The following is a 21,247-nucleotide window of genomic DNA, read 5'->3' on the forward strand; positions in this document are numbered from 1 at the left end:
CATGACATTATATGAGGGCAGCAGCCACCTTCAGGTCGAAAGGCGTAGTAATCTTGATATTTTCCCGGTTGCCCTCAGTCAAGGTCACCGGCACGCCCAGTGCTTCCACCACCGACGCATCGTCTGTGAAAGAAGGAACATAGGCTTGCCCATAAGCCCGCTTTAGCAACTCCACATCAAAGACCTGCGGAGTCTGTACCAGGCGATATTGTTCGCGGTCGACAGTCAGACTGCCTCCGGCAGTCAGCCGGCGTACGGTTTCAACCACCTTAATCACCGGAATGACTGCTTTTTCCGTTCGGGCCAGCTCGTAACACCGAGCTATCACCTCCTGCGAGACAAAAGGCCTGACACCATCGTGCACCCCTACCAACCCCGCTTCTTCCACCAAAGCCAAGCCGTTGCGTACCGAATGAAAACGCGTCTCACCCCCGTCTGCAATCTGGTGAGGGACTGAAAAACGATACTCCTCGCACAACCTTTTCCAGTAAACCTGCTGGTCGTGCGGGAGTACCAATATGATATGCATGTCCTGATTATATGTATAGAAAGCCTCCAAAGTGCGCATCAAGACAGGCTTCCCCTCTATAAGCAAAAACTGCTTAGGGATGTCCGTCCCCATACGCAGGCCTTTTCCGCCGGCTACAATCAGCACATAATCCATTCCGACAATCTTGTTAGCGAAGGCACATGGCCTCTTCCAGTTCCTTCACCTTTTCTTTGCCGCACAAATGTTCCACCAAAGCCAAAGCAAACTTCATGCACGCACCCGGACCTTTGCCGGTGATGATGTTTCCATCTTTCTCGACCATGGCACCCGTATATTCTGCACCCTCCAGATATTTGTCAAAGCCGGGATAACACGTAGCCTTCTTGCCTTTCAGCAGCCCCAGCTTGCCCAACACCATCGGAGCAGCACAAATAGCGGCCAAGTTTTTATCCTCAGCAGCAAAGCGCACCAACAGCTTGCCCAATCCTTCGTGTTCAGCCAAGGTTGTAGCACCGGGCAGCCCACCGGGCAATACCAACATTACAGCGTCAAAAAAGTCACAATTCTCAAAATTCTTATCGCACAACACGGGCACTCCATGAGCACCTCTTACTATTTCGTCGTCTGTCACGGTCACCATTTGCACCGGTACATCGGCACGTTTCAAAATATCTACCGCTGCAAAAGCTTCCATTTCTTCAAAGCCATCGGCAAAGAAAACATAAACTGTACCCATAAACTGATTCTCCTATTTTAAATTAAAGTAATATGTTATTGTTCCTATTTGATTGGTCACTCCGTCTACGGCATTAAATCGTGCTTTCCGAGCAGCATCCTCGGCAGCCTTGCGTAAAGCCGGATTTACCGTATTAGTTTGTTTGTTGATTTCGGTGGCAATCACATGGCCTGCCGGATTCACGGTAATGGTGACTACCACGCGCCCCTCATCTTGCACATTATAAACCGGGCGAGGCAAACCACCTGCACCGATAGAACGCCCTCCCAGATTAAATTCACCATAAAGCCCTCCGACACCTACCGAAGCACCCGCAGAGGCGTTCCCTGCCGGACTGCCTTGCAAGCCATCGCCCTCAGCCGCCTGCCCACGACTTTCCATTTTGGCTCCTTTACCAAATGCACCGGATACTCTTCGGCGGGCAGCTTCTTCGGCTTCGCGGCGTTGCTGTTCTGCTTGGGCTTCGGCGCGACGTCGTTCTTCCTCGGCCTTTTCGGCTTCAGTCTTCTCCGGTTTATCGACTGCTTGAGAGGAATCATTTTCGGGAGTCAACGCCACGGTTTCTTCCATGTCTTGCGTAAGAAGTTCCTGTTCCGTGGCGTCTTGTGAAACAGATGGTTCATAGGGCATAGTCTCTACTTCCACCAGCGACGGGTCTGACCACCCGGAAGCTTGCGGAGCATCGCCCAACATGACTGGCACTCCACTCTCTTCCTGCGGCTCAGGCAAATCAAAAGTCATCCACAACAGGAAAACAACGACAGCTATATGTACCGCCACTGCACCTGCCAGGCCGATATATTTTCCTTTTTTCTTTGCATCCGTCATGACACAGACATTATATTATTCGTTATCACTATCTGGTGGACGCGTGGCCAGCACCATCTTAAAATGATTTTCATTCGCAATGTTCAGCACCTTCACAATCTCTCCATACGGCACCGACACGTCGGCATACAGCGCGACATACATTTCTGGCTCACGCGCGGCACATGACTGAAGGAAACCAGGCAACTCATCCAACGTGACAGGCTGTTCAGTGTCATCGCCAAAAGCAGCATAGTAATTCAAATCCTTGTCGATGATAACACGTGTCAAAGGTTTGGCTGAGGTCTGCTCTTTTCCTTGAGGAAGCAACACCTTGATAGCATTAGGCGACACCACAGTCGAAGTAATCATGAAGAATATCAGCAGCAGAAAGATAAGGTCCGTCATGGACGCCATGCTGAATGTGGGTGATATTTTAGCTCTACGTTTTAACACAGGCTTGTTGGTTTAGGGGGAATTACTTGGCCGGTTCGTTCAACAAATCCATGAAAGCCATGGTTTTTCCTTCCATCTTGTTGACAACACCATCCACTAACGTTACTAAATAATTGTAGGCAAACATCATGATGATGCCGACTATAAGCCCGCCTACGGTGGTAATCATAGCTTCGTAGATGCCTCCGGACAACAAGGTAATGTCGATGTTGTTACCAGCATTGGCCATCTCGAAAAAAGCCTTTACCATACCCGTTACGGTGCCCAGAAATCCTAACATGGGCGCGCCTCCGGCAATAGTGGCCATAATAGTCAGACCTTTCTCCAACTTCGCCACTTCAAAGTTACCCACGTTCTCGATAGCAGCCTGCACATCGCTCACAGGACGTCCCAAACGTGTAATGCCTTTTTCTATCATACGGGCAGAAGGTGTATTGACGCTGTGGCAATAATCAATGGCCGCCTTGATTTCGCCTCCCAATATATAATCCTTAATCTTATCCATGAAAAGCGGGTCTTCTTTGCCGGCCTTGCGGATAACGTAATTGCGCTCGAACAGGATGTAGAACCCTATCAGCGACATCACTCCCAGCACAATCATTATCCAACCGCCCTTGACGGCCATGTCCCACAGGTTCATCTCATCGGCAGCAACAGTCACTGGCGTCAGTACCGGATTTGCCTCTGTAATCGCATCGCCCAGCGAAGCAGCCGCCTGGGCTAAAAGCATCATTGCATCCATAATCATTTAATGAAGACAGTTTTTATATTCCTGGATAGTACGTTGCAATCCCAGATACAAAGCATCGCATATCAAAGCGTGACCTATCGACACCTCGTCCAGCCATGGAATGTTTTGATAGAAATAATTCAGGTTCTCTAAGTTCAAATCGTGCCCCGCATTCAACCCTAAGCCCAAACGGCGGGCAACCTTGGCAGCCTCAAGGAATGGAGCGACAGCTTCTTCCCGGTTCCGGGCATATGCCGAAGCGTATGGTTCTGTGTAGAGTTCCACGCGGTCGGCACCGGCTTTGGCCGCATATTCAATCATTTCCGGGTCGGTGGATACGAAGACGGAGGTACGAATCCCGGCCTGATTAAAGGCATCGAGCACTTCACTTAAGAAAGTATAATTGGTCTTCGTGTCCCATCCCGCATTAGACGTCAGTTGCGTGGGGCTGTCGGGGACTAATGTCACTTGGTGTGGTTTTACTTTCAGCACCAGGTCCACAAATTCACGTGAGGGATAGCCCTCGATGTTGAACTCCGTACGCAACAACGGGCGCAGGGCATAAACGTCGGCACGGCGGATATGCCGTTCGTCCGGACGCGGGTGCACTGTTATGCCGTCCGCCCCAAAGCGTTCGCAATCTTGCGCAACTTTCAGCACGTCAGGCATATTTCCGCCTCTTGCATTGCGCAATGTAGCCACTTTGTTGATATTTACACTCAGTTTAGTCATATTCAGAGGTTATAGTTTCGGGGCAAAAGTACAAATAATAGTGATACCTTGGTACTTTCTACAAAAAAAATGCCATCTTTGCATCCGGTAAAAAGATGATGCTATATGAAATTTGCCCTGTTCGGTAACACTTATCAAGCCAAGAAATCGGTTCATGCAGAGCGGTTGTTCCGGTTGCTGCGGCAGCATGACGCGCAGCTTTGCATCTGCCGCGAGTTTTACAGATTCCTTGCCCAAGACATGCGTTTGGAAGAGATTCCTCCGGAGGCTGAGTTGTTTGACGACGACCGTTTCCAGGCCGACATGGTCATCAGCCTGGGAGGCGACGGCACGTTCCTGAAGGCTGCCAGCCGGGTGGCCGGCAAGGGCATCCCTATCTTGGGCATCAACACGGGGCGGCTGGGATTCTTGGCCGACATATCGCCGGAAGAGATGGAGGAGACTTTTGACGAGATATATGCGGGACGCTACCGCACGGAGGAGCGCAGTGCCTTGCAACTGAGGTGCGACGATGCGCGGCTGACACGCGAGCCGTATGCGCTGAACGAGATTGCCGTGCTGAAGCGCGACAGCTCGTCGATGATAAGCATCCGCGCCACCGTGGGCGGGGCTTTGCTGACGACGTACCAGGCCGACGGCCTCATCGTGGCCACGCCCACCGGTTCGACGGCCTATTCGCTGAGCGTCGGGGGCCCCATCATCGCGCCGGACAGCAAGACGATTGCCCTGACGCCCGTGGCCCCGCACAGCCTGAACATGAGGCCCATCGTCATCTGCGACGACCGCGAGATAACGCTCGACGTCGAGAGCCGCAGCCACAGCTTCCTGGTGGCCATCGACGGGCGCAGCGAGTCGTGCCGCGAGACCACCCGCCTCATCATCTCGAAAGCGCCGCACACGGTGAAGGTGGTGAAACGCATCGGCCACAGCTTCTTCGACACGCTGCGCAACAAGATGATGTGGGGTGCCGATGTGCGCTGACCTGGACATAGGCAGCCAGAGTGCCTGGCCATAGGCAGCCAGAGCGTCTGGCCATAGGCAGCCAGAGTGTCTGGCTATAGGCAGCCAGACGCTCTGGACATAGACAAGAGAAACGCCCGACAGCGCGCGGCAAACTTTTCCGGCCTTTTCTTGCGGCTTTTCCGATATAATTTCTATCTTTGTGTCTCAAACCCCTAAAAAACAACGGCCATGAAGTACAAACTATTAGTCCTGGACGTAGACGGGACATTGCTCAACAACGAACGCCAAATCAGCAAGCGCAACCTCAGCGCCCTGCTGAAAGTGCAGCAAGCGGGCGTGCGCATCGTGCTGGCCTCCGGCAGACCGACCTATGGCATCCTCCACCTGGCCAAAGCCCTGGAGCTGGGTAACTACGGAGGCTTCGTCATCTCGTACAACGGATGCCAAATCATCAAGGCAGAGAATGGAGAGATAATCTTCGAACGCCGCATCAATCCGGAGCTGATACCCTATCTGGAGAAGAAAGCCAGGAAGAACGGATTCGACATCTTCACCTACCACGACAACACTATCCTGGCCAGCAACCCGGACAACCCGCACATCCGGCAAGAAGCCGAGCTGAACAGCTTGCAGATTATCAAAGAAGAAGAATTTTCGGCCGCCATCGACTTCTCCCCGTGCAAAGTCATGCTGGTCAGCGACGACTACGAAGCCCTGGGCGGACTGGAGAACCACTGGAAGAAACGCCTGGCAGGCACGCTCGACGTCTTCCCCTCCGAGCCCTTCTTCCTCGAAGCCGTGCCCTGCGGCATTGACAAAGCCAACACGATGGGCGTCCTGCTGGACCAACTGGGCATCACCCGCGAAGAAACCATCGCCATCGGCGACGGCGTGGCCGACGTCACCATGCTGCAAACCGCCGGGCTGGGCATCGCCATGGGCCACGCACCCGACTCAGTCAAAGTCTGCGCCGACTACGTGACAGCCTCCAATGAAGAAGACGGCGTAGCCCTGGCCGTCGAACGAGCCATCCTGGCCGAAGTGCATGCCTCGGAAATCCCCCTGGACCTGCTGAACGAACGCGGCAAGTTTGCCCTGATGGGCAACCTCGGCATCCAATACACCTATGCCTCCGAAGACCGCATCGAAGCCACCATGCCCGTCGACCAACGCACGCGCCAGCCCTTCGGCATCCTGCACGGCGGCGCCACCCTGGCCCTGGCAGAGACAGTGGCAGGACTCGGCTCGATGATTACCTGCAAGCCCGATGAAATCGTAGTCGGCATGCAAGTCAGCGGCAACCACATCTCGTCGGCACACGAAGGAGACACAGTGCGCGCCGTGGCCACCATCGTACACAAAGGCCGCTCGTCGCACGTATGGAACGTCGACGTTTTCACATCCACCGGCAAGCTGGTATCCAGCATCCGCGTGGTGAACAGCATCATGAAAAAGAAATAGACATCAAGAGACGCAGCAACCCCTCTACCGAGGTGGCCGCCTGCGGGGAACGCCCGGAGCAAGTCAGGACATACTCCCCTTCCCTGACCTCCACACACACATCAGACCGCACTTCGCTGCCGGCTTCAATGCCGTTGCGGCGAAGTGCTTTCTTTATCATCTCGGCCCGCAGGCCCTCTCCAAGCAATCGGATAAGATGCACACATTCATGCTCGACGCGGAACAATCCTTCCTGTTCGTCAAAAGCAACGCCCTTACGGACAATGAAGCGGGCCATCGCCCCATCCAGCGTCAAGTCTTCCGGAGTACCCACAGACAAGCGCCCGCCTTGCCCCATCAGCCAAACCTTATCCGCCAGTTGAAGAGCCAAATCAAGGTCATGCGTAGACAGGAAGACCGTCTTTCTCATCTGCCTGCTAATCCGGTGCAACAGTTGCATGATTTCCACCTTGCTCGGGAAGTCAAGGAAAGCCGTCGGCTCATCCAGCAGAATGACGGGCGTTTCTTGCGCCAGAGCCTTGGCAATCATCACCTTCTGGCGTTCGCCGTCGCTCAAGGTATCAACCATTCTGCCCAGCAAGTCCCCTGCCCCGACCCATCCGGCCGCTTGCGCCACGGCCTCTTTATCCATCTGCCGCAATCCGCCCCAGAAACCGGTATAAGGGCTGCGTCCCAGCCCAATCAGGTCTTCGACAGACAAGTTGTGTACGTCCGGACGTTCTGTCAGCACCACACCGACGACGCGTGCCAGTTCTTTGTCTGTATATGCCGCCAGCTCCTTACCTTCCACCCATATGCTTCCTCCCAACTGTGGCTGAAAACCAGAAAGGGTGCGCAACAGGGTGGACTTCCCCACCCCGTTGGCACCCAACAGGCACGTCAGTTCTCCGCTCTCTATGCAGGCATTAATGCCTTCGGCCACCACTTTGGGGCCTCGTTTAGTGCGATAACCGACGCATAAATCATTCAGTTGGATCATACTCCAGACTTCTTCAATGCCGCAATGCTCTCTTTCAAAGACTTGATAATGCTTTCGGCATCAGCCTGCTTCTTACGTTCCAGTTCTATAACCGCAGCAGGAGCATTGTTAACAAACTTCTCGTTTGAGAGTTTTTTAAGCACTCCTTGCAAGAAACCTTCCTTGTGCTTCAACTCTGCCTCCATGCGGGCAATCTCGGCTTCCACATCCACCAGGTTACCCAATGGGACAGCATACTCCGTGGTTCCCACCATGAAAGCGGCAGCCCCTTCGACCTTATTCTCCACGACATGGATGGCAGAAAGGTTGCACATCTTGCTTAAGACAGCATCGAAAGCGGCAACCACATTCGAACCCACAACCTGAAGTTCCAGCGCTTCCTTCTGGGCAATATTCTTTTGCAGGCGAATGGCACGTACATTACTAATGACCTCTTTCACCACTTCGAACTGTTGCAGCAGCACATCATCATACGCCGCCAGAGGCATCATCGGACTGACCATCAGGCTCTCACCTTCCCGGCGTTCACACAAATGCTGCCAAAGTTCTTCCGTAATAAACGGCATGAAGGGATGCAGTAGATGCAGCAAGTTATCGAAGAAGCCAATGGTACGGTCGTACACTTCCTTGCTGATGGGCTGGCCGTATGCAGGCTTCACCATCTCCAGATACCAGGAAGAGAACTCATCCCAGAACAGTTTATATACAGCCATCAATGCTTCGCTCAAACGGTATTTCGAGAAAAGGTCTGCCACCTCGGCGGCTACGGCGTTCTGCTTGGCTTCAAACCATTGCATGGCCAACGCAGAAGCCTCGGGGACTGCTACATCGGCATCCACCTCCCAACCTTTGAGCAAGCGGAAAGCATTCCAAATCTTGTTGCAGAAGTTACGTCCTTGCTCGCACAAGGCTTCGTCAAACAATATATCATTACCAGCCGGGGCGGAGAGCATCATGCCCATGCGCACTCCGTCGGCACCGAACTTGTCAATCAGTTCCAAGGGGTCGGGCGAGTTGCCCAGCGACTTGGACATCTTGCGGCCCAGTTTGTCGCGCACGATGCCTGTAAAGTAGACGTTGCGGAACGGCATGTCACCCATGTACTCGTAGCCTGCCATTATCATACGTGCTACCCAGAAGAAGATGATGTCCGGACCTGTCACCAAGTCACTGGTCGGATAATAATACTTTATTTCTTCATTGCCGGGATTGTTGATACCATCGAAGAGAGAAATGGGCCAAAGCCATGAAGAGAACCAAGTATCCAGACAATCTTCATCCTGGCGCAAATCTTCCAAGGTCAAGGCATCATTGCCAGTTCTCTTCTTGGCCAGTTCCAGAGCCTCTTCGGGCGTCTCGGCCACAACATAGCCACCTTGCGGCAAGAAATAAGCCGGGATGCGATGCCCCCACCAAAGTTGGCGGCTGATGCACCAGTCTTTGATATTTTCCAGCCAGTTCTTATAAGTATTCTTGTATTTAGCCGGATAGAACTTCAGTTCATCGTTCATCACAGGTGGCAGAGCCATATCCGCAAAGTGCTGCATCTTGAGGAACCACTGCATGGAAAGCTTCGGTTCAATGGGCACGTTGGTACGTTCGGAGAAACCTACCTTATTGGTGTAGGCCTCGACCTTCTCCAGCAACCCAGCATCGGCCAAGTCTTGTTCAATCTGCTTGCGCACATCAAAGCGATCCATACCTACGTAGATGCCTGCACATTCGGCAATCGTCCCATTGTCATTAAAAATGTCAATGCTCTGCAAGTTGTGTTTTTCACCCAACATGTAGTCATTTACGTCATGGGCAGGAGTCACCTTCAGGCATCCTGTGCCAAACTCCATGTCAACGTATTCATCCTCAATGACAGGAATAACGCGATTCACCAACGGCACGATGACTTTCTTGCCGCGCAGCCAGTGAGTCTTCGGGTCGTTAGGATTAATGCACATGGCCGTGTCTCCCATGATGGTCTCCGGACGCGTTGTAGCTACCACTGCATAGCGGCGGCCTTGCGCGTCGCGATGTACCACTTCTTTCTCATCGCCTGTTTCGCCACCCATGTCATCATCTGCCACATAGTACTTAAGGTAATAGAACTTGCCATGTTCTTCTTTGTAGATTACCTCCTCATCACTCAAAGCTGTCAACGCCTTGGGGTCCCAGTTGACCATGCGCACGCCCCGATAAATAAGCCCTTTGTTATAGAGGTCGACAAACACTTTGATGACGCTCCGGCTTCGTTTCTCGTCCATGGTGAAGGCGGTACGGTCCCAGTCGCACGATGCTCCCAACCGGCGTAACTGTTTCAAGATAATGCCTCCGTGCTCGTGTGTCCAGTCCCAGGCATGCTTCAGAAACTCATCACGTGTCAGGTCTGTTTTCTTGATGCCTTGTGCAGCCAACTTGGCCACCACCTTCGCTTCGGTAGCAATAGAAGCATGGTCGGTGCCGGGCACCCAACAAGCGTTCTTGCCCTCCATGCGGGCACGGCGCACCAGAATGTCTTGGATAGTATTATTAAGCATATGCCCCATGTGAAGCACACCAGTGACGTTGGGAGGCGGAATGACGATGGTATAAGGCTGACGGCCATCGGGTTTCGAACTGAACAGTTTATGCTCCAGCCAATACTGGTACCATTTCCCTTCTACGTCGGCTGGATTATACTTACTTGCTAATTCCATGTCTTTTTGTTGATATAATTAGAACGGGCGCAAAATTACGGAATATCGTTGGAATAACCGCACAAATCAGCAGATTAACGCAAACAAAATTGAAGACGAAGGGGAGCGCCTATATCATGGGTCTTCCTCATCTGGCTGCACGGCATCAAAAAGATATCAAATAAGCAGCGTGCGACTTTGTAGAAAGTTTGAAGAAAAAATGAAAATCCCGGCAAGCCAAAACTTGTGCGGAACAATGACCTCGTGCGACAAGACATGGAGTTCATAGAATGGGAAAAGCCACAAGAAAGCCCCACCGATTTCTCACAAACCGATGGAGCGAAAACAGATTAATAGATGGCGGTCAGCGCGGCAAAGAGGGCGGACAACAGTGCATAGTATTTCCACATAATCGCTTCCTATTTTTTTAGTCGGATGCAAAGTTATTGTATCTGCGCAAAGGTAGGAGCGGATTTTGTAGGAATTTTGAAGAAAGAAGAAAATGCCCTTGCGGTAATAGTGCTTCTCTTTCAGAATTTATGCTGTCCCCGCCGGGACGGCGGTTATCGGAATGGAGTAGAGAAATTTCCGATGTAGGCAATCATAGCGAAGTGTCTTTTTTATACATCCGCATCTGTTCCCCGTCGTCGCCCTGCACCATGCAGAGGTATTCCCAGCCGTAGCGTTCGTAGAACGAGGTATGTTCCGTGATGAGGTAGAGCGTGCCGATACCTTTCGCCGCCATATCCTTGCAGATATGTGCCAAGAGGCGTCCGGCAATGCCACGACGGCGCAGTTCCGGTTCGACATACAGGGCGCAGACATTCGGCGTCAGGTCCTTGCGGTCGTGGAAATCGTTCGCTATCATACCGGCTCCGGCAATGATCCGCCCTCCATCCACCGCAATATACCATTGCGGGACAGCCGCCGTTCCCCGGATGCTCTCGTCAATGCTTGTCAGGTATTCCTCCAAAGGAATTTCCCATTTCTCCTGAAACCAGCGTGCCGCCGGGATGCGCCATTCAGGATGGGAATGAAGTGAAATGATATTGTCGTTCATCGATACATGTTTTTAGGGTTGCGAAGATAACGAAAATCGGAGAGCGGGGCAAACACTGAGCCCCACCATTCACTGGTATCACAGGCTGCTCTTCTAAAACACAGTCAGAAAACTGTTTGCGCAGAGGTGGAAGCGGATTTTATAGGAATATTGAAGAAAAAGGAAACGCCTGTAACAAATCCCACTGTATAGGGTTCGGAATTCCCTAATATCCGTATATTTTCGTTTCATTACTCCATATCCTTACAGCCCTTTTAACTAAATTCTTAACGATGAGAATATGAAAAAGACGTATGGCAAAGAAATATATCCTGCCTAAGCCGTTATTATAATTGACCAATGTCGAAATGCTGATATTCTGCATATTCCCTGACGGGGATTCACATTCCAACACAACATAAAAGTCAAGATGCTTGTCTTGTTTACCGATAACCAGCCCTGTTTCATTTTCTTCAATTATCATATCCGCAAACCCGCCTCCAGTTTTAAGCCCTAATGGCTTCACTAACATGTCCCTGAATTTCAATAAATATTGTGCAGGCTTTGGATATTTAACAAATATAAGGTCGAACAAGTCTCTTGGCTTCATCCGTTCTTTTCCAATCAATGTTTGACGGAAGCAATCTTCGTAATTCGCAGGACGGTATTTGTCAATCAGTTTATTCATATTCTTAAATGTTTTTAGAATTATGGAGTTCAAGAGAGTTTCCCATTCTTTAGTTCGTCCTCTAAAAAGGAAAAGACATACCGCGGACTTTGGAAATAGAGCCGTGTACGTTCATCCGTTATCTTCTGATAAGTATCCGAATTGAATATCTGGGATAATGCCTGCTCCATGCTCAGCTCGTTATTCTGTTCCAGCAACAACACGGCAAGATTCTTCACCATGTCGGCCATCATTTCTGTCTTTTCGTTCATACACAATTCATATTTATCCGATATTTAGGGTTACTATATGCGGACAAAGGTACAAAGAAACGGGAGCTTGGCAAGCCTAAACCTGACAATTCACCGGTATATCCTCCGCATCAGCGCCGGAAGCACCACCAGCAGCAGGGGCAGGCCCGCCACGAAGCCGCCTATCACCGCCACGGCAAGCGGTTGCTGCATCTGCGCGCCCGGCACCTTCTTCACCGCGCTTTCCAGCGGCTTGGTGACGGTAATCATCATACGGTCCACCGGCTGCTGCCCGGCATCGGCAATGACGGTGATGCGCGGGAAGAGTACTTCGGGAAACAGGTTGGTCTGCATCCGCGTGTAGCCGTAGATGCCTGCCAGCAGGAGCAGCAAGCCTACGAAGAGGATGGGCTTGGCGTAGAGTTGATGAATCGAAAGAGTTGTCTTCATATCTATTAAATGGTTTTGATGAAGAGTATCTGATACTCATGATTAAGAGTATCTGATACTGTTGACGAAGGGTATCTGATACTGTTGACGAAGGGTATCTGATACTGTTGACTAAGGGTCACGGTGATCCTTTAAATATCCGCTGCTCTCGCCCAAGTCGTAGCCATAATAATCCGTGACATCTCGTGCGTTCCATTGGAAAGAAGTTTGCCCGCCGTCTTTAGTTATGACCGGCACAAACAGATAATCCCCGTTCAGCTCCAAGCGGGAACGGGTGTACATCGCCTTCAACCGCTGGAGTTCCGCCTGCTCTATTTGCAGTTGGTTGCGGTAGTCGTTGAGCAAGGGGCTGTAATTCCGGGCAACTTCTACATAATAAGACAAGTTATGGGACGTATCTTGTCCTGCCACGGTAAGAAGACAACAGGAAAAGACAATAATAAAACACATCCGAATCATATTGATACCATTTTTTCCGGCAAAAATAGATACGGATGTTGTAGGAATCTTGAAGAATCTTTATCCGGAAACAATCTTACTGAGTCTAACGAATGAAAAATTCTATACTTTCGCGACATACAAGGTAAAGAAAAAGGAACTATATTTGTCGCATGGTTTCTAACAAAGACGATAAGGCATACAGCAGCCACAATATACAAAACATGCTTAGGAATTTCTTAAAACGCAATGTGATACGACGCATCCTTTTAGCCGTGCTCCTACTGGCAGTCATCTTGGTACAAACATTGCCGGGATGGGGAGATTTTTATTTCCAAGAGATTTATCCACACGTAGCTGAAGCATTATCCGACCTTTCCGGTCTGATTCCTTTCGCAGTAGGCGATTTATTCATAGCCCTCAGCCTGGCAGGTATTATACTATATCCGCTATACTTCCACTTCTACAAAAAAAGGAAATGGCGAAGCGTACTGACAAGCGTCGTTGAATATCTGATATGGATTTACGTATGGTTCTACCTGGCCTGGGGGTTGAATTATGCCCAATCAGACTTTTATCATCGTACAGGCATCTCACCTGTGGCATGCACAGAAGCTGATTTTCGCGACTTTACCCAGCGATATGTGCAACAGCTAAATGCTGCTTATACTCCACACACAGCCGTCAACCGAGACGTTTTGCGCCGTGAAGTAGTAACAATCTACCGGCACATCGCTCCCCAATTGGGCATACATCCTCCTTTCGACGACCGGCCACGGGTCAAAACCATGCTCTTCTCCTCTCTTGCTTCGATGGTAGGAGTCAAAGGCAGCATGGGGCCTTTCTTCTGCGAATTTACCATCAACGGCGACGTTACTTCTTCTGAATATCCTGCCACATACGCCCACGAGCTGGCCCATCTGCTGGGCATATCCAATGAAGGAGAAGCCAATTTCTATGCCTATCAGGTATGCAGCCGTTCCAGTGTCGCTGCTGTCCGTTTCAGCGGTCTGATGTCTATCCTGCCCCATGTGCTGAACAATGCCTACCGGCTGCTGCCTGCTGCCGACTACACAGCCCTCTGCCATGACATCCGTCCCGAAGTGATTCGCTTGGTTCAGGAGAACCAGGCATATTGGCAAGGCAAATACAACCGGCACATCGGCAATCTACAAAGCAAATTGTATGAACTTTACCTGCGCGGCAATCGCGTCGAAGGCGGACAAAAGAGCTACTCGCAGGTCGTCGGCCTGCTGATAGCTTATGAAAAAAGCCAGAGGTGAACACAGAATGTCATCTCTGGCCTGTTTCGTGCATAAAGACCCGCTATCCCGCAAAAGGCTATTTCAGATAAGTGCGATAAAACTGTTCGATTCTGTCAAACGGAATCTTATCGAAGTTGTCATACAAATCGGTATGGTTGGCTCCGGGAACAATTAGCAGTTCTTTGTTATCACCCGTCAGTTTCTTGTAGGTATCTTCACTGAAATAGCGTGAGTGTGCCTTCTCACCATGCACCAGCAGCACCGCACTGCGGATTTCTCCGGCATAAGCCAGTATCGGTTGGTTGAGGAACGACAGGGTCGACGTTTTGTTCCATCCTCCGTTGGAGTTGAGCGACCGCTTGTGATATCCACGTTTAGTCTTGTAATAAGCGAAATAATCTTTCACGAACTGTGGTGCATCATCGGGCAACACATCAGCCACGCCTCCGGCCAGGGCATACGTCCCGCTACGGTAGTCTTCCGTGCGCTGTGCATTGAGCTGGCGACGCAAATCATGGCGGGCATCAGCATTGTTTGCCGCGTCAAAATAGCCGTTTGCATTGACACGGCTCATGTCATACATTGTAGAAGCCACCGTCGCCTTGATGCGGGTATCAATGGCAGCCGCATTTACGGCCATGCCTCCCCAGCCACAAATGCCCAGGATGCCGATACGTTCAGGGTCTACGTCTTCACGCGTCGATAAATAATCTACCGCTGCACAAAAGTCCTCCGTATTGATGTCCGGCGAGGCCACATAACGAGGCTGTCCGCCACTCTCGCCCGTAAACGAGGGGTCGAAGGCAAGGGTCAGGAAGCCGCGTTCGGCCAACTGCTGGGCATAAAGTCCGGAAGATTGTTCCTTCACTGCTCCGAAAGGCCCGCAGACGGCAATGGCAGCCAGTGTGCCAGAAGCGCCCTTGGGAATGTACAAGTCGGCAGCCAGCGTGATGCCGTAACGGTTGTGAAAGGTCACTTTGCTGTGCTCTACCTTGTCGCTCAGCGGGAAGACCTTGTCCCACTCTTGTGTCAGATTCAGTTTTTCTTCCATAGTGTTGTTCTTAATAAGTTGGTTGTCTTGTGCCACGAGGGCGCCCGAACTGCACATGCAGCCCAGGACTGCTACACATAATTGTTTGAATAAAGTTCTCATACTTGTCTGTTTTAAAGCCTGTTCTTTTGCCTCCGTTCCTGCCAGCCCGGGCGTAAGCGGAAGAAGGCAGTCTGTGTCAGATGAGATGCCTTGACAGCGACCCTCCCCGCCCGATATGGCCGAAAACGATTCTCAAACAGGCTCTTGATTGTACAGTGCAAAGATAGAGCAAGTGTTTCACAAGACGATTGCTGTAAAGCTCAATGTTTGTTGCCGAAAGGCTCATGCAGAGACTGCCGTGGGCGGCACGCCATATTGCTTCTTGAAAGCGGCAGAGAAGTGGGACTGGTTCTTGAAGCCTACGGCAGCGCAGACATCCCCGATTTTCCGGCCGCCCTCGCACATCAGCCCATACGCCACTTCCAGCCGTTTGCGGATGAGCCACTTCTCGGGCGTCAGGTTACTGATTTTCTTGAAATCGCGCTTGAAGGTGGCCAGACTACGGCCGGTGTAGTGTGCCAAATCTTCCAAGGAAAACTCGTACATGTAGTTTTTGTCCATGAAATCCAGGATGTCTATTTTCCACGGTTCGCTGAAGTCGAACAGCGTGGGGGCAAAACGTTTGTCTATGTGGAGCAAGGCCAACAGCCCTTCTTGCAGTTTCAGGTGCATAAAGTCAGCTTGCGGCTTCACCTCGGGGTCGAAAAAGGGAGTGAGCGAAGAGAAAAGACTGGTAATCTCTGCCGTGTGAGGCAATTTGATGACCCCGGAATCCAGCTTCGGCGTGCGGGGCGGCACTTTGTATGGCCCGAACCGGGTGTACATCTCGCGCAGGAAGCTGCGGGTGAAGCTCAGGAAGATGCCGCAATAGCGTTCGCCGCCGGCAGGTTTCTTGTACATGGTGATGTGATGGTCGCGTGGGATGAAAACACATTCGCCTTTCCCCACGTGGATTTGTTCCTGTCCGTTGTCCAACACCATCTCGCCGGAGTAAACGTAGTTCATGGCATATTCGCGCGAGCGGTGGATGCAACCGCTGATGTCGTCGTAGAAGAAACTGTAGAACACGTTTTCGTAGTTAAAGATGAGTTTCATCGGACCCTGTTTTTCTGCTTCCAAGTGTTGTTGTTCCATATTCCTTACATATAGGTTATACAATGGTGCGCAGCGGGCGCATGTATGTTTCGATGCCGACAGAAGGTCACCAGCCGGCCAGCCTGATTTTCCGGGTGGGAGGCGGGAAAGCTTTATCTATCTCCCCCAAGTCCTCGTCCGTCAAGATGAGTTCCAGGCTGCGGGCATTCTCCTCCACATGTGCCACGCAGCCCGCCTTGGGTATGGCGATGATGCCGGCCGTGCGCATCACCCATGCCAGCATGACTTGGGTGGGCGTGGCATCGTGCCGGTGCGCTATCTCCTGCAAAGCCGGATGGTTCCGCAACCGCCCTTCTCCCAAAGGGGTGTAGGCCATGAGGGGGAGGGTGTGTTGCTTGCTCCAGGACATAAGGTCGTATTCGATGCCACGGTCGCAAAGGTTGTAGAGCACCTGGTCGGCGGCGCAATCCTTACCGTGGGGAAGCGAAAGGATGTGTTCCATGTCATCCACATCGAGGTTGCTCATGCCCCACTGGCGGATTTTCCCCTCCTGCTGCAATTCGGCCAAGGCGCGGACGGTCTCGGAGAAAGGGTAAGAGCCTATCCAATGCAACAGATAAAGGTCGATGTAGTCCGTGCCCAAGCGTTGCAGACTGCGCTCGCAGGCACGTTTCGTACCGGTATAGCTGGCATGGCTTGGCAATACCTTGCTGACGATGAACACCCGGTCGCGGCAAGGGCGCACGGCTTCGCCCACCAATTCCTCCGTGCCATACATTTCGGCCGTATCTATCAGCGTCAGCCCCAGGTCGATGCCTCGCCGCAGGGCTTTAATCTCTTCCTGTCGCCGGCGCCCCATCTGGTAGGTTCCTTGTCCCAACGAAGTTACTTGCTGTCCGTTGGGAAACGTGACCCTATGTTCCTTCTTCTGTCCGTTTGGCATATATTCTTTAGTCTTTTATCTTTATTGCGGTACAAAGATAAGGCAAAAGGCTGGCAATCGCATGTCTGAAAGGCTCAAATCTGATGGCTGAAAGGCTCAACGTCCGGTCCCGGGCCGAGTTTTTGCCTTTTATCAAAACAACGGACTGCATTTATTGCGAACTTTGCGCCGATTTTCGGTTTGCTAAAAGATTCATCTCATGCTTACAAAGAAACAAGCCCTCCGACGCTTCCGGCTGGCCGTCAGCCTGTTTTTCTTCATCCAAGGCGTAGTGTTTGCCACGTGGACCAACCGAATCGCCGACCTCAAGACCGCCCTGCACCTGAGCGACGCTGCCTTGGGCAACGTGCTCTTTGCCATCCCCGTGGGTCAGATGCTGGCGATGTACGTCTCGGCCTGGCTCATCAACCGTTTCGGCAGCCGCCGCATGCTGACGCTGGCCTCGGTGCTCTATCCGTTCTGCCTGCTCCCGCCGGGACTGGCGGACACGCCCTACGGGCTGGCAGCCGGCCTGCTGTTCTTCGGCATCAGCGGAAACCTGTTTAACATCGCTGCCAACACGCAGGGCGTCAACGTAGAACATCTCTACGCCCGCAGCATCATGGCCTCCTTCCACGGCTTGTGGAGTCTGGGCGGCTTTCTGGGCGGAGTGCTCAGCATGGGATTCATTGCGCTGGAGGTCAAGCCGTGGCTTCATTTTCTGGTGATGGGCACCGTCGCTTTCCTGCTGTCCGGCTTCATCCGCCGGCAATTGGTGCGCAACGACTGGCATCCCCGAAAGGCAGCCTCCACCCCATCCACAACCGGACAGAAGCCTCTTCCTTTGAGCCAGAGAATAGACAAATACGTCATTCTGCTGGGCGGCATGGCGTTCTGCGCCATGGTGTGCGAGGGCTGCATGTACGATTGGAGCGGCGTCTACTTCCAACAAGTGGTGCACGCCCCCGGCAAGCTGGTGCAGTTGGGCTTTGTCATCTGCCTCTGCACCATGACCGTGGGACGTTTCATCGCCGACCACCTGGTCAGCCGGTTCGGCGCACGCCGTGTCATCCGTGGCAGCGGGCTGCTCATCACCTTCGGCCTGGCCGTAGCCGTCCTTCTTCCCAACCTGTGGACAGCCTCCATCGGCTTTTTCCTGATTGGCTTCGGCATATCGTCCACCGTGCCGGTATGTTACAGCATGGCGGGACGCTCGCAGCAGATGAACCCCAGCACCGCACTGGCCACGGTCTCCTCCGTCAGCTACCTGGGACTGCTGCTGGGCCCTCCCGTCATCGGACACCTGTCACAAGCCATCACGCTGCACTGGACGTTTGCCGTCATCGCCCTCTTCGGACTGCTGATTGCAGCCGGTGCCTCCCGCCTGCATGAATGATGCCCCATCCCTTCCTCCTGCCATGACTCACCCTTCTTCCTGCCATGAGGCTGCCTCCATCCTTTCTTAATAAAATATAACAGCCTGTTTCATCTGATAAAAAAGCCTGTTTTATGTCATAAAAAAGGCTTATATTTGCCGTAAAAAAGGCTGTTTTATGAACAGATGGCAGTACCAAGAAGCCTTCGCGGCAGGATGAAAGACTGCTCCCGGCAGGACAAAGCCGAAGTCACAACCGCCGTCAGGCATCCGCAAAACAGCAAGGGAATACAGTATTAACCAACTAAAAACCAAACAAATATGTTCTTCAAGAAAAGCAGACAGAAAATAGGAGGAAAGTTCAAGTGGTTCCCCCGCGCCGTCACCCTCAGCATGCACCCCGCCACCACCAAAGACGTGGCCGCCCGAATTGCCCGCATGAGCACCGCCTCGCCGGGCGACGTCCACCTGGTACTGACCTGCCTGCCCACGGTCATGGCGCAGTTCATGGACGAAGGCCGCCCGGTACACATCGACGGACTGGGGTCGTTCCACTTCAAGCTATCGTGCGCCGGCCGTGGCGTCGACACGCCGGAGGAGGTAGACCGCAAGCAAATCAAGGCCGTGCGCGTGCAATTCCTGCCCGAACGCCAAGGCAAAGGAAAGTCCATGCGCCGCCCGCTGACGGAAGGCATCAGCCTGGTGGAGTGGGAAACGCTGCAAGAAATGAAGGACGAAGAATGAAGAATGAAGAATTATCGTTACCTTTGCACACGTAAGTAACCCATTAAAAAGCTAAATGTATGATAAGCGACGAGACCAGACGACTCATCCCCAAGATTCAGGCTTACTTTGCGGAACAGCCCGTGAAGCGGGCCTGGCTGTTCGGCTCGTGCTCACGCGGCGAGGAAACAAAAGACAGCGACATCGACATCCTGGTGCAATACGACGAAGTTGCCCGTGTGACGCTGCTGACCATTGCGCGCATCGTACGCGACTTGGGCAAGACACTGGGACGGAAGGTGGACTTGGTGGAAAACGATTGCCTGCTTCCCTTCGCGGCGGAAAGCGTTCAACATGATAAGATATTGATTTATGAGGGAAAGCATTAAAGACAAAGGACGGATAGAGCACATCCTATCCACCATTCGCATCTTGTTAGAGAATAAAACGCGCTACACTTTTGAAGAAATGGCCAACGACCCTATCATCTTCTACGGATTTGTGAAACACGTGAAAATCATCGGCGAAGCGGTCTATATGCTGACCAAAGAGTTTCGCGCCGCGCACCCAGAAGTAGACTGGGACATCATCGAAGGAATGAGGCACGTACTGGTGCATGGCTACAACAAAATCAAGCCCAAGCAGTTGTGGGACACCATAGAATATGACATCCCCGAACTCCTACCCGTCATGGAACAGATTTATAAAGAAATAAATTCACAATCATCATTATGAGCAACCAGAGATACATGATGCGCGGCGTGAGCGCATCGAAAGAAGACGTTCACAACGCCATCAAGAACATCGACAAGGGCATCTTCCCGCGGGCCTTCTGCAAGATTATCCCCGACATCCTGGGCGGCGACCCAGAGTATTGCAACATCATGCACGCCGACGGCGCGGGCACCAAGTCCTCGCTGGCCTACCTCTATTGGAAGGAAACGGGCGACCTCAGCGTGTGGAAGGGCATCGCGCAAGACGCGCTGATTATGAACATTGACGACCTGCTGTGCGTGGGCGCGGTGGACAACATACTGGTGTCCAGCACCATCGGGCGCAACAAGCTGCTGGTGCCGGGCGAAGTCATATCGGCCATCATCAACGGCACGGACGAACTGCTGGCCGAACTGCGCGGGATGGGCGTGGGCGTCTATGCCACGGGCGGCGAGACGGCCGACGTGGGCGACCTGGTGCGCACCATCATCGTAGACAGCACCGTGACCTGCCGCATGAAGCGCAGCGACGTCATCGACAACGCCAACATCCGTCCGGGCGACGTCATCGTGGGCCTCGCCAGCTACGGACAGGCCACCTACGAGAAGGAATACAACGGCGGCATGGGCAGCAACGGCCTCACCTCCGCCCGCCACGACGTCTTTGCGAAGTATCTGGCGGAGAAATATCCGGAGAGCTACGACCACGCCGTGCCCGATGAGCTGGTTTACAGCGGCGCACTCCGCCTGACCGATGCCGTAGAGGGAAGCCCGCTGGATGCCGGCAAGCTCGTCCTCTCCCCCACCCGCACCTATGCTCCGGTGGTGAAACGGTTGCTTGACGCCCTGCGCCCGGAGATTCACGGCATGGTGCACTGCTCGGGCGGCGCGCAGACCAAGGTGTTGCACTTCGTGGGCGACAACTGCTGCGTCATCAAGGACAACCTCTTCCCCGTTCCCCCGCTATTCCGCACCATCAAGGAGCAGAGCGGCACGGCATGGGACGAGATGTACAAGGTGTTCAACATGGGGCATCGCCTGGAAGTCTACCTCTCGCCGGAACATGCCGAGGAAGTCATCGCCATCTCCAAGTCGTTCAACATCGACGCGCAAGTCATCGGCCGCATCGAGGAAGGCGAACGGCGGGAGCTGATTATCCGGAGCGAGTTCGGAGAGTTCAGGTATTAACCATCAGT

Annotated in this window: 24 protein-coding genes; 8 read left to right on the forward strand and 16 right to left on the reverse strand. The window is 52.6% G+C overall.

Annotation, left to right across the window (positions count from 1 at the left end):
• Nucleotides 1-7: 7 nt before the first annotated feature.
• The 6 genes from M3090_RS00155 to M3090_RS00180 all read right to left on the reverse strand — a co-directional run bounded on the left by M3090_RS00155 (nt 8) and on the right by M3090_RS00180 (nt 3,951).
• Nucleotides 8-664: a 2-C-methyl-D-erythritol 4-phosphate cytidylyltransferase gene (locus M3090_RS00155; RefSeq protein WP_249053368.1), complete on the reverse strand. Its 657-nt coding sequence runs from the start codon at nt 662-664 to the stop codon at nt 8-10.
• Nucleotides 665-677: 13 nt separating this feature from the next.
• Nucleotides 678-1,226 (reverse strand): DJ-1 family glyoxalase III, encoded by a 549-nt coding sequence (locus M3090_RS00160; RefSeq protein WP_249053369.1) that lies wholly within the window; start codon nt 1,224-1,226, stop codon nt 678-680.
• Nucleotides 1,227-1,238: 12 nt separating this feature from the next.
• Nucleotides 1,239-2,054 (reverse strand): energy transducer TonB, encoded by an 816-nt coding sequence (locus tag M3090_RS00165; protein ID WP_249053371.1) that lies wholly within the window; start codon nt 2,052-2,054, stop codon nt 1,239-1,241.
• Nucleotides 2,055-2,069: 15 nt separating this feature from the next.
• On the reverse strand, nt 2,070-2,450 hold the full coding sequence (locus M3090_RS00170; protein WP_249053580.1) for an ExbD/TolR family protein: 381 nt from the start codon (nt 2,448-2,450) through the stop codon (nt 2,070-2,072).
• Between the two features lie 61 nt (nt 2,451-2,511).
• Entirely contained in the window at nt 2,512-3,231 is a 720-nt protein-coding gene (locus M3090_RS00175) for a MotA/TolQ/ExbB proton channel family protein (protein ID WP_249053372.1), read from the reverse strand.
• A 6-nt stretch (nt 3,232-3,237) separates the two neighbouring features.
• Nucleotides 3,238-3,951: a pyridoxine 5'-phosphate synthase gene (locus tag M3090_RS00180; protein WP_249053373.1), complete on the reverse strand. Its 714-nt coding sequence runs from the start codon at nt 3,949-3,951 to the stop codon at nt 3,238-3,240.
• A gap of 105 nt (nt 3,952-4,056) precedes the next feature.
• On the opposite strand from M3090_RS00180, the gene M3090_RS00185 reads away from it, so the two are divergent.
• A complete protein-coding gene (locus tag M3090_RS00185) occupies nt 4,057-4,932 on the forward strand; it encodes an NAD kinase (RefSeq protein ID WP_249053374.1) in 876 nt (291 codons plus the stop codon).
• Nucleotides 4,933-5,142: 210 nt separating this feature from the next.
• Nucleotides 5,143-6,375 (forward strand): Cof-type HAD-IIB family hydrolase, encoded by a 1,233-nt coding sequence (locus tag M3090_RS00190; RefSeq protein ID WP_249053376.1) that lies wholly within the window; start codon nt 5,143-5,145, stop codon nt 6,373-6,375.
• On the opposite strand, the gene M3090_RS00195 is transcribed toward M3090_RS00190, so the two are convergent.
• From M3090_RS00195 to M3090_RS00225, 7 genes are all read right to left on the reverse strand, one after another.
• On the reverse strand, nt 6,359-7,354 hold the full coding sequence (locus M3090_RS00195; protein WP_249053377.1) for an ABC transporter ATP-binding protein: 996 nt from the start codon (nt 7,352-7,354) through the stop codon (nt 6,359-6,361). The two genes, M3090_RS00190 and M3090_RS00195, sit on opposite strands and share 17 nt — an antisense overlap.
• Nucleotides 7,351-10,041 carry a valine--tRNA ligase gene (locus M3090_RS00200; RefSeq protein ID WP_249053378.1) on the reverse strand — a complete coding sequence of 897 codons (2,691 nt, stop codon included), beginning with the start codon at nt 10,039-10,041 and terminating at the stop codon, nt 7,351-7,353. Before M3090_RS00200 ends, M3090_RS00195 begins: the two co-directional genes overlap by 4 nt.
• A gap of 580 nt (nt 10,042-10,621) precedes the next feature.
• A complete protein-coding gene (locus M3090_RS00205; RefSeq protein ID WP_249053379.1) occupies nt 10,622-11,080 on the reverse strand; it encodes a GNAT family N-acetyltransferase in 459 nt (152 codons plus the stop codon).
• 205 nt (nt 11,081-11,285) lie between these two features.
• Nucleotides 11,286-11,747, reverse strand: a complete 462-nt coding sequence (locus M3090_RS00210) for a DUF2867 domain-containing protein (protein ID WP_249053381.1) — start codon at nt 11,745-11,747, stop codon at nt 11,286-11,288.
• 29 nt (nt 11,748-11,776) lie between these two features.
• Nucleotides 11,777-11,998, reverse strand: coding sequence for a hypothetical protein (locus M3090_RS00215; RefSeq protein ID WP_249053383.1), 222 nt, complete (start codon nt 11,996-11,998; stop codon nt 11,777-11,779).
• A gap of 90 nt (nt 11,999-12,088) precedes the next feature.
• Complete coding sequence (locus M3090_RS00220) at nt 12,089-12,427, reverse strand: efflux RND transporter permease subunit (protein ID WP_249053384.1); 339 nt, start codon at nt 12,425-12,427, stop codon at nt 12,089-12,091.
• A 111-nt stretch (nt 12,428-12,538) separates the two neighbouring features.
• Complete coding sequence (locus M3090_RS00225; RefSeq protein ID WP_249053385.1) at nt 12,539-12,838, reverse strand: hypothetical protein; 300 nt, start codon at nt 12,836-12,838, stop codon at nt 12,539-12,541.
• Nucleotides 12,839-13,089: 251 nt separating this feature from the next.
• On the opposite strand from M3090_RS00225, the gene M3090_RS00230 reads away from it, so the two are divergent.
• Nucleotides 13,090-14,148 (forward strand): DUF3810 domain-containing protein, encoded by a 1,059-nt coding sequence (locus M3090_RS00230; protein ID WP_249053386.1) that lies wholly within the window; start codon nt 13,090-13,092, stop codon nt 14,146-14,148.
• Nucleotides 14,149-14,206: 58 nt separating this feature from the next.
• Here M3090_RS00230 and M3090_RS00235 read toward each other — a convergent pair whose 3' ends face one another.
• The 3 genes from M3090_RS00235 to M3090_RS00245 form a co-directional block, all read right to left on the reverse strand.
• Complete coding sequence (locus M3090_RS00235; RefSeq protein WP_249053387.1) at nt 14,207-15,283, reverse strand: alpha/beta hydrolase; 1,077 nt, start codon at nt 15,281-15,283, stop codon at nt 14,207-14,209.
• Nucleotides 15,284-15,505: 222 nt separating this feature from the next.
• Nucleotides 15,506-16,318 (reverse strand): AraC family transcriptional regulator, encoded by an 813-nt coding sequence (locus M3090_RS00240; protein WP_249053581.1) that lies wholly within the window; start codon nt 16,316-16,318, stop codon nt 15,506-15,508.
• Nucleotides 16,319-16,424: 106 nt separating this feature from the next.
• Nucleotides 16,425-17,261 carry an aldo/keto reductase gene (locus tag M3090_RS00245; protein ID WP_249053388.1) on the reverse strand — a complete coding sequence of 279 codons (837 nt, stop codon included), beginning with the start codon at nt 17,259-17,261 and terminating at the stop codon, nt 16,425-16,427.
• 199 nt (nt 17,262-17,460) lie between these two features.
• Here M3090_RS00245 and M3090_RS00250 point away from each other — a divergent pair, with 199 nt between their 5' ends.
• From M3090_RS00250 to M3090_RS00270, 5 genes are all read left to right on the forward strand, one after another.
• Nucleotides 17,461-18,636 (forward strand): MFS transporter, encoded by a 1,176-nt coding sequence (locus M3090_RS00250; RefSeq protein WP_249053389.1) that lies wholly within the window; start codon nt 17,461-17,463, stop codon nt 18,634-18,636.
• 300 nt (nt 18,637-18,936) lie between these two features.
• Nucleotides 18,937-19,359 (forward strand): HU family DNA-binding protein, encoded by a 423-nt coding sequence (locus M3090_RS00255; RefSeq protein ID WP_249053391.1) that lies wholly within the window; start codon nt 18,937-18,939, stop codon nt 19,357-19,359.
• Nucleotides 19,360-19,418: 59 nt separating this feature from the next.
• On the forward strand, nt 19,419-19,727 hold the full coding sequence (locus M3090_RS00260) for a nucleotidyltransferase family protein (RefSeq protein WP_249053392.1): 309 nt from the start codon (nt 19,419-19,421) through the stop codon (nt 19,725-19,727).
• A complete protein-coding gene (locus tag M3090_RS00265; RefSeq protein WP_249053393.1) occupies nt 19,711-20,073 on the forward strand; it encodes a DUF86 domain-containing protein in 363 nt (120 codons plus the stop codon). Before M3090_RS00260 ends, M3090_RS00265 begins: the two co-directional genes overlap by 17 nt.
• On the forward strand, nt 20,070-21,239 hold the full coding sequence (locus M3090_RS00270) for an AIR synthase related protein (protein ID WP_249053394.1): 1,170 nt from the start codon (nt 20,070-20,072) through the stop codon (nt 21,237-21,239). The genes M3090_RS00265 and M3090_RS00270 overlap by 4 nt, the downstream gene beginning before the upstream one ends.
• The last annotated feature ends 8 nt before the right edge of the window (nt 21,240-21,247 follow it).

Origin of the sequence: Bacteroides sp. ET71 (assembly GCF_023336905.1) — a bacterium.
GTDB lineage: Bacteria > Bacteroidota > Bacteroidia > Bacteroidales > Bacteroidaceae > Bacteroides.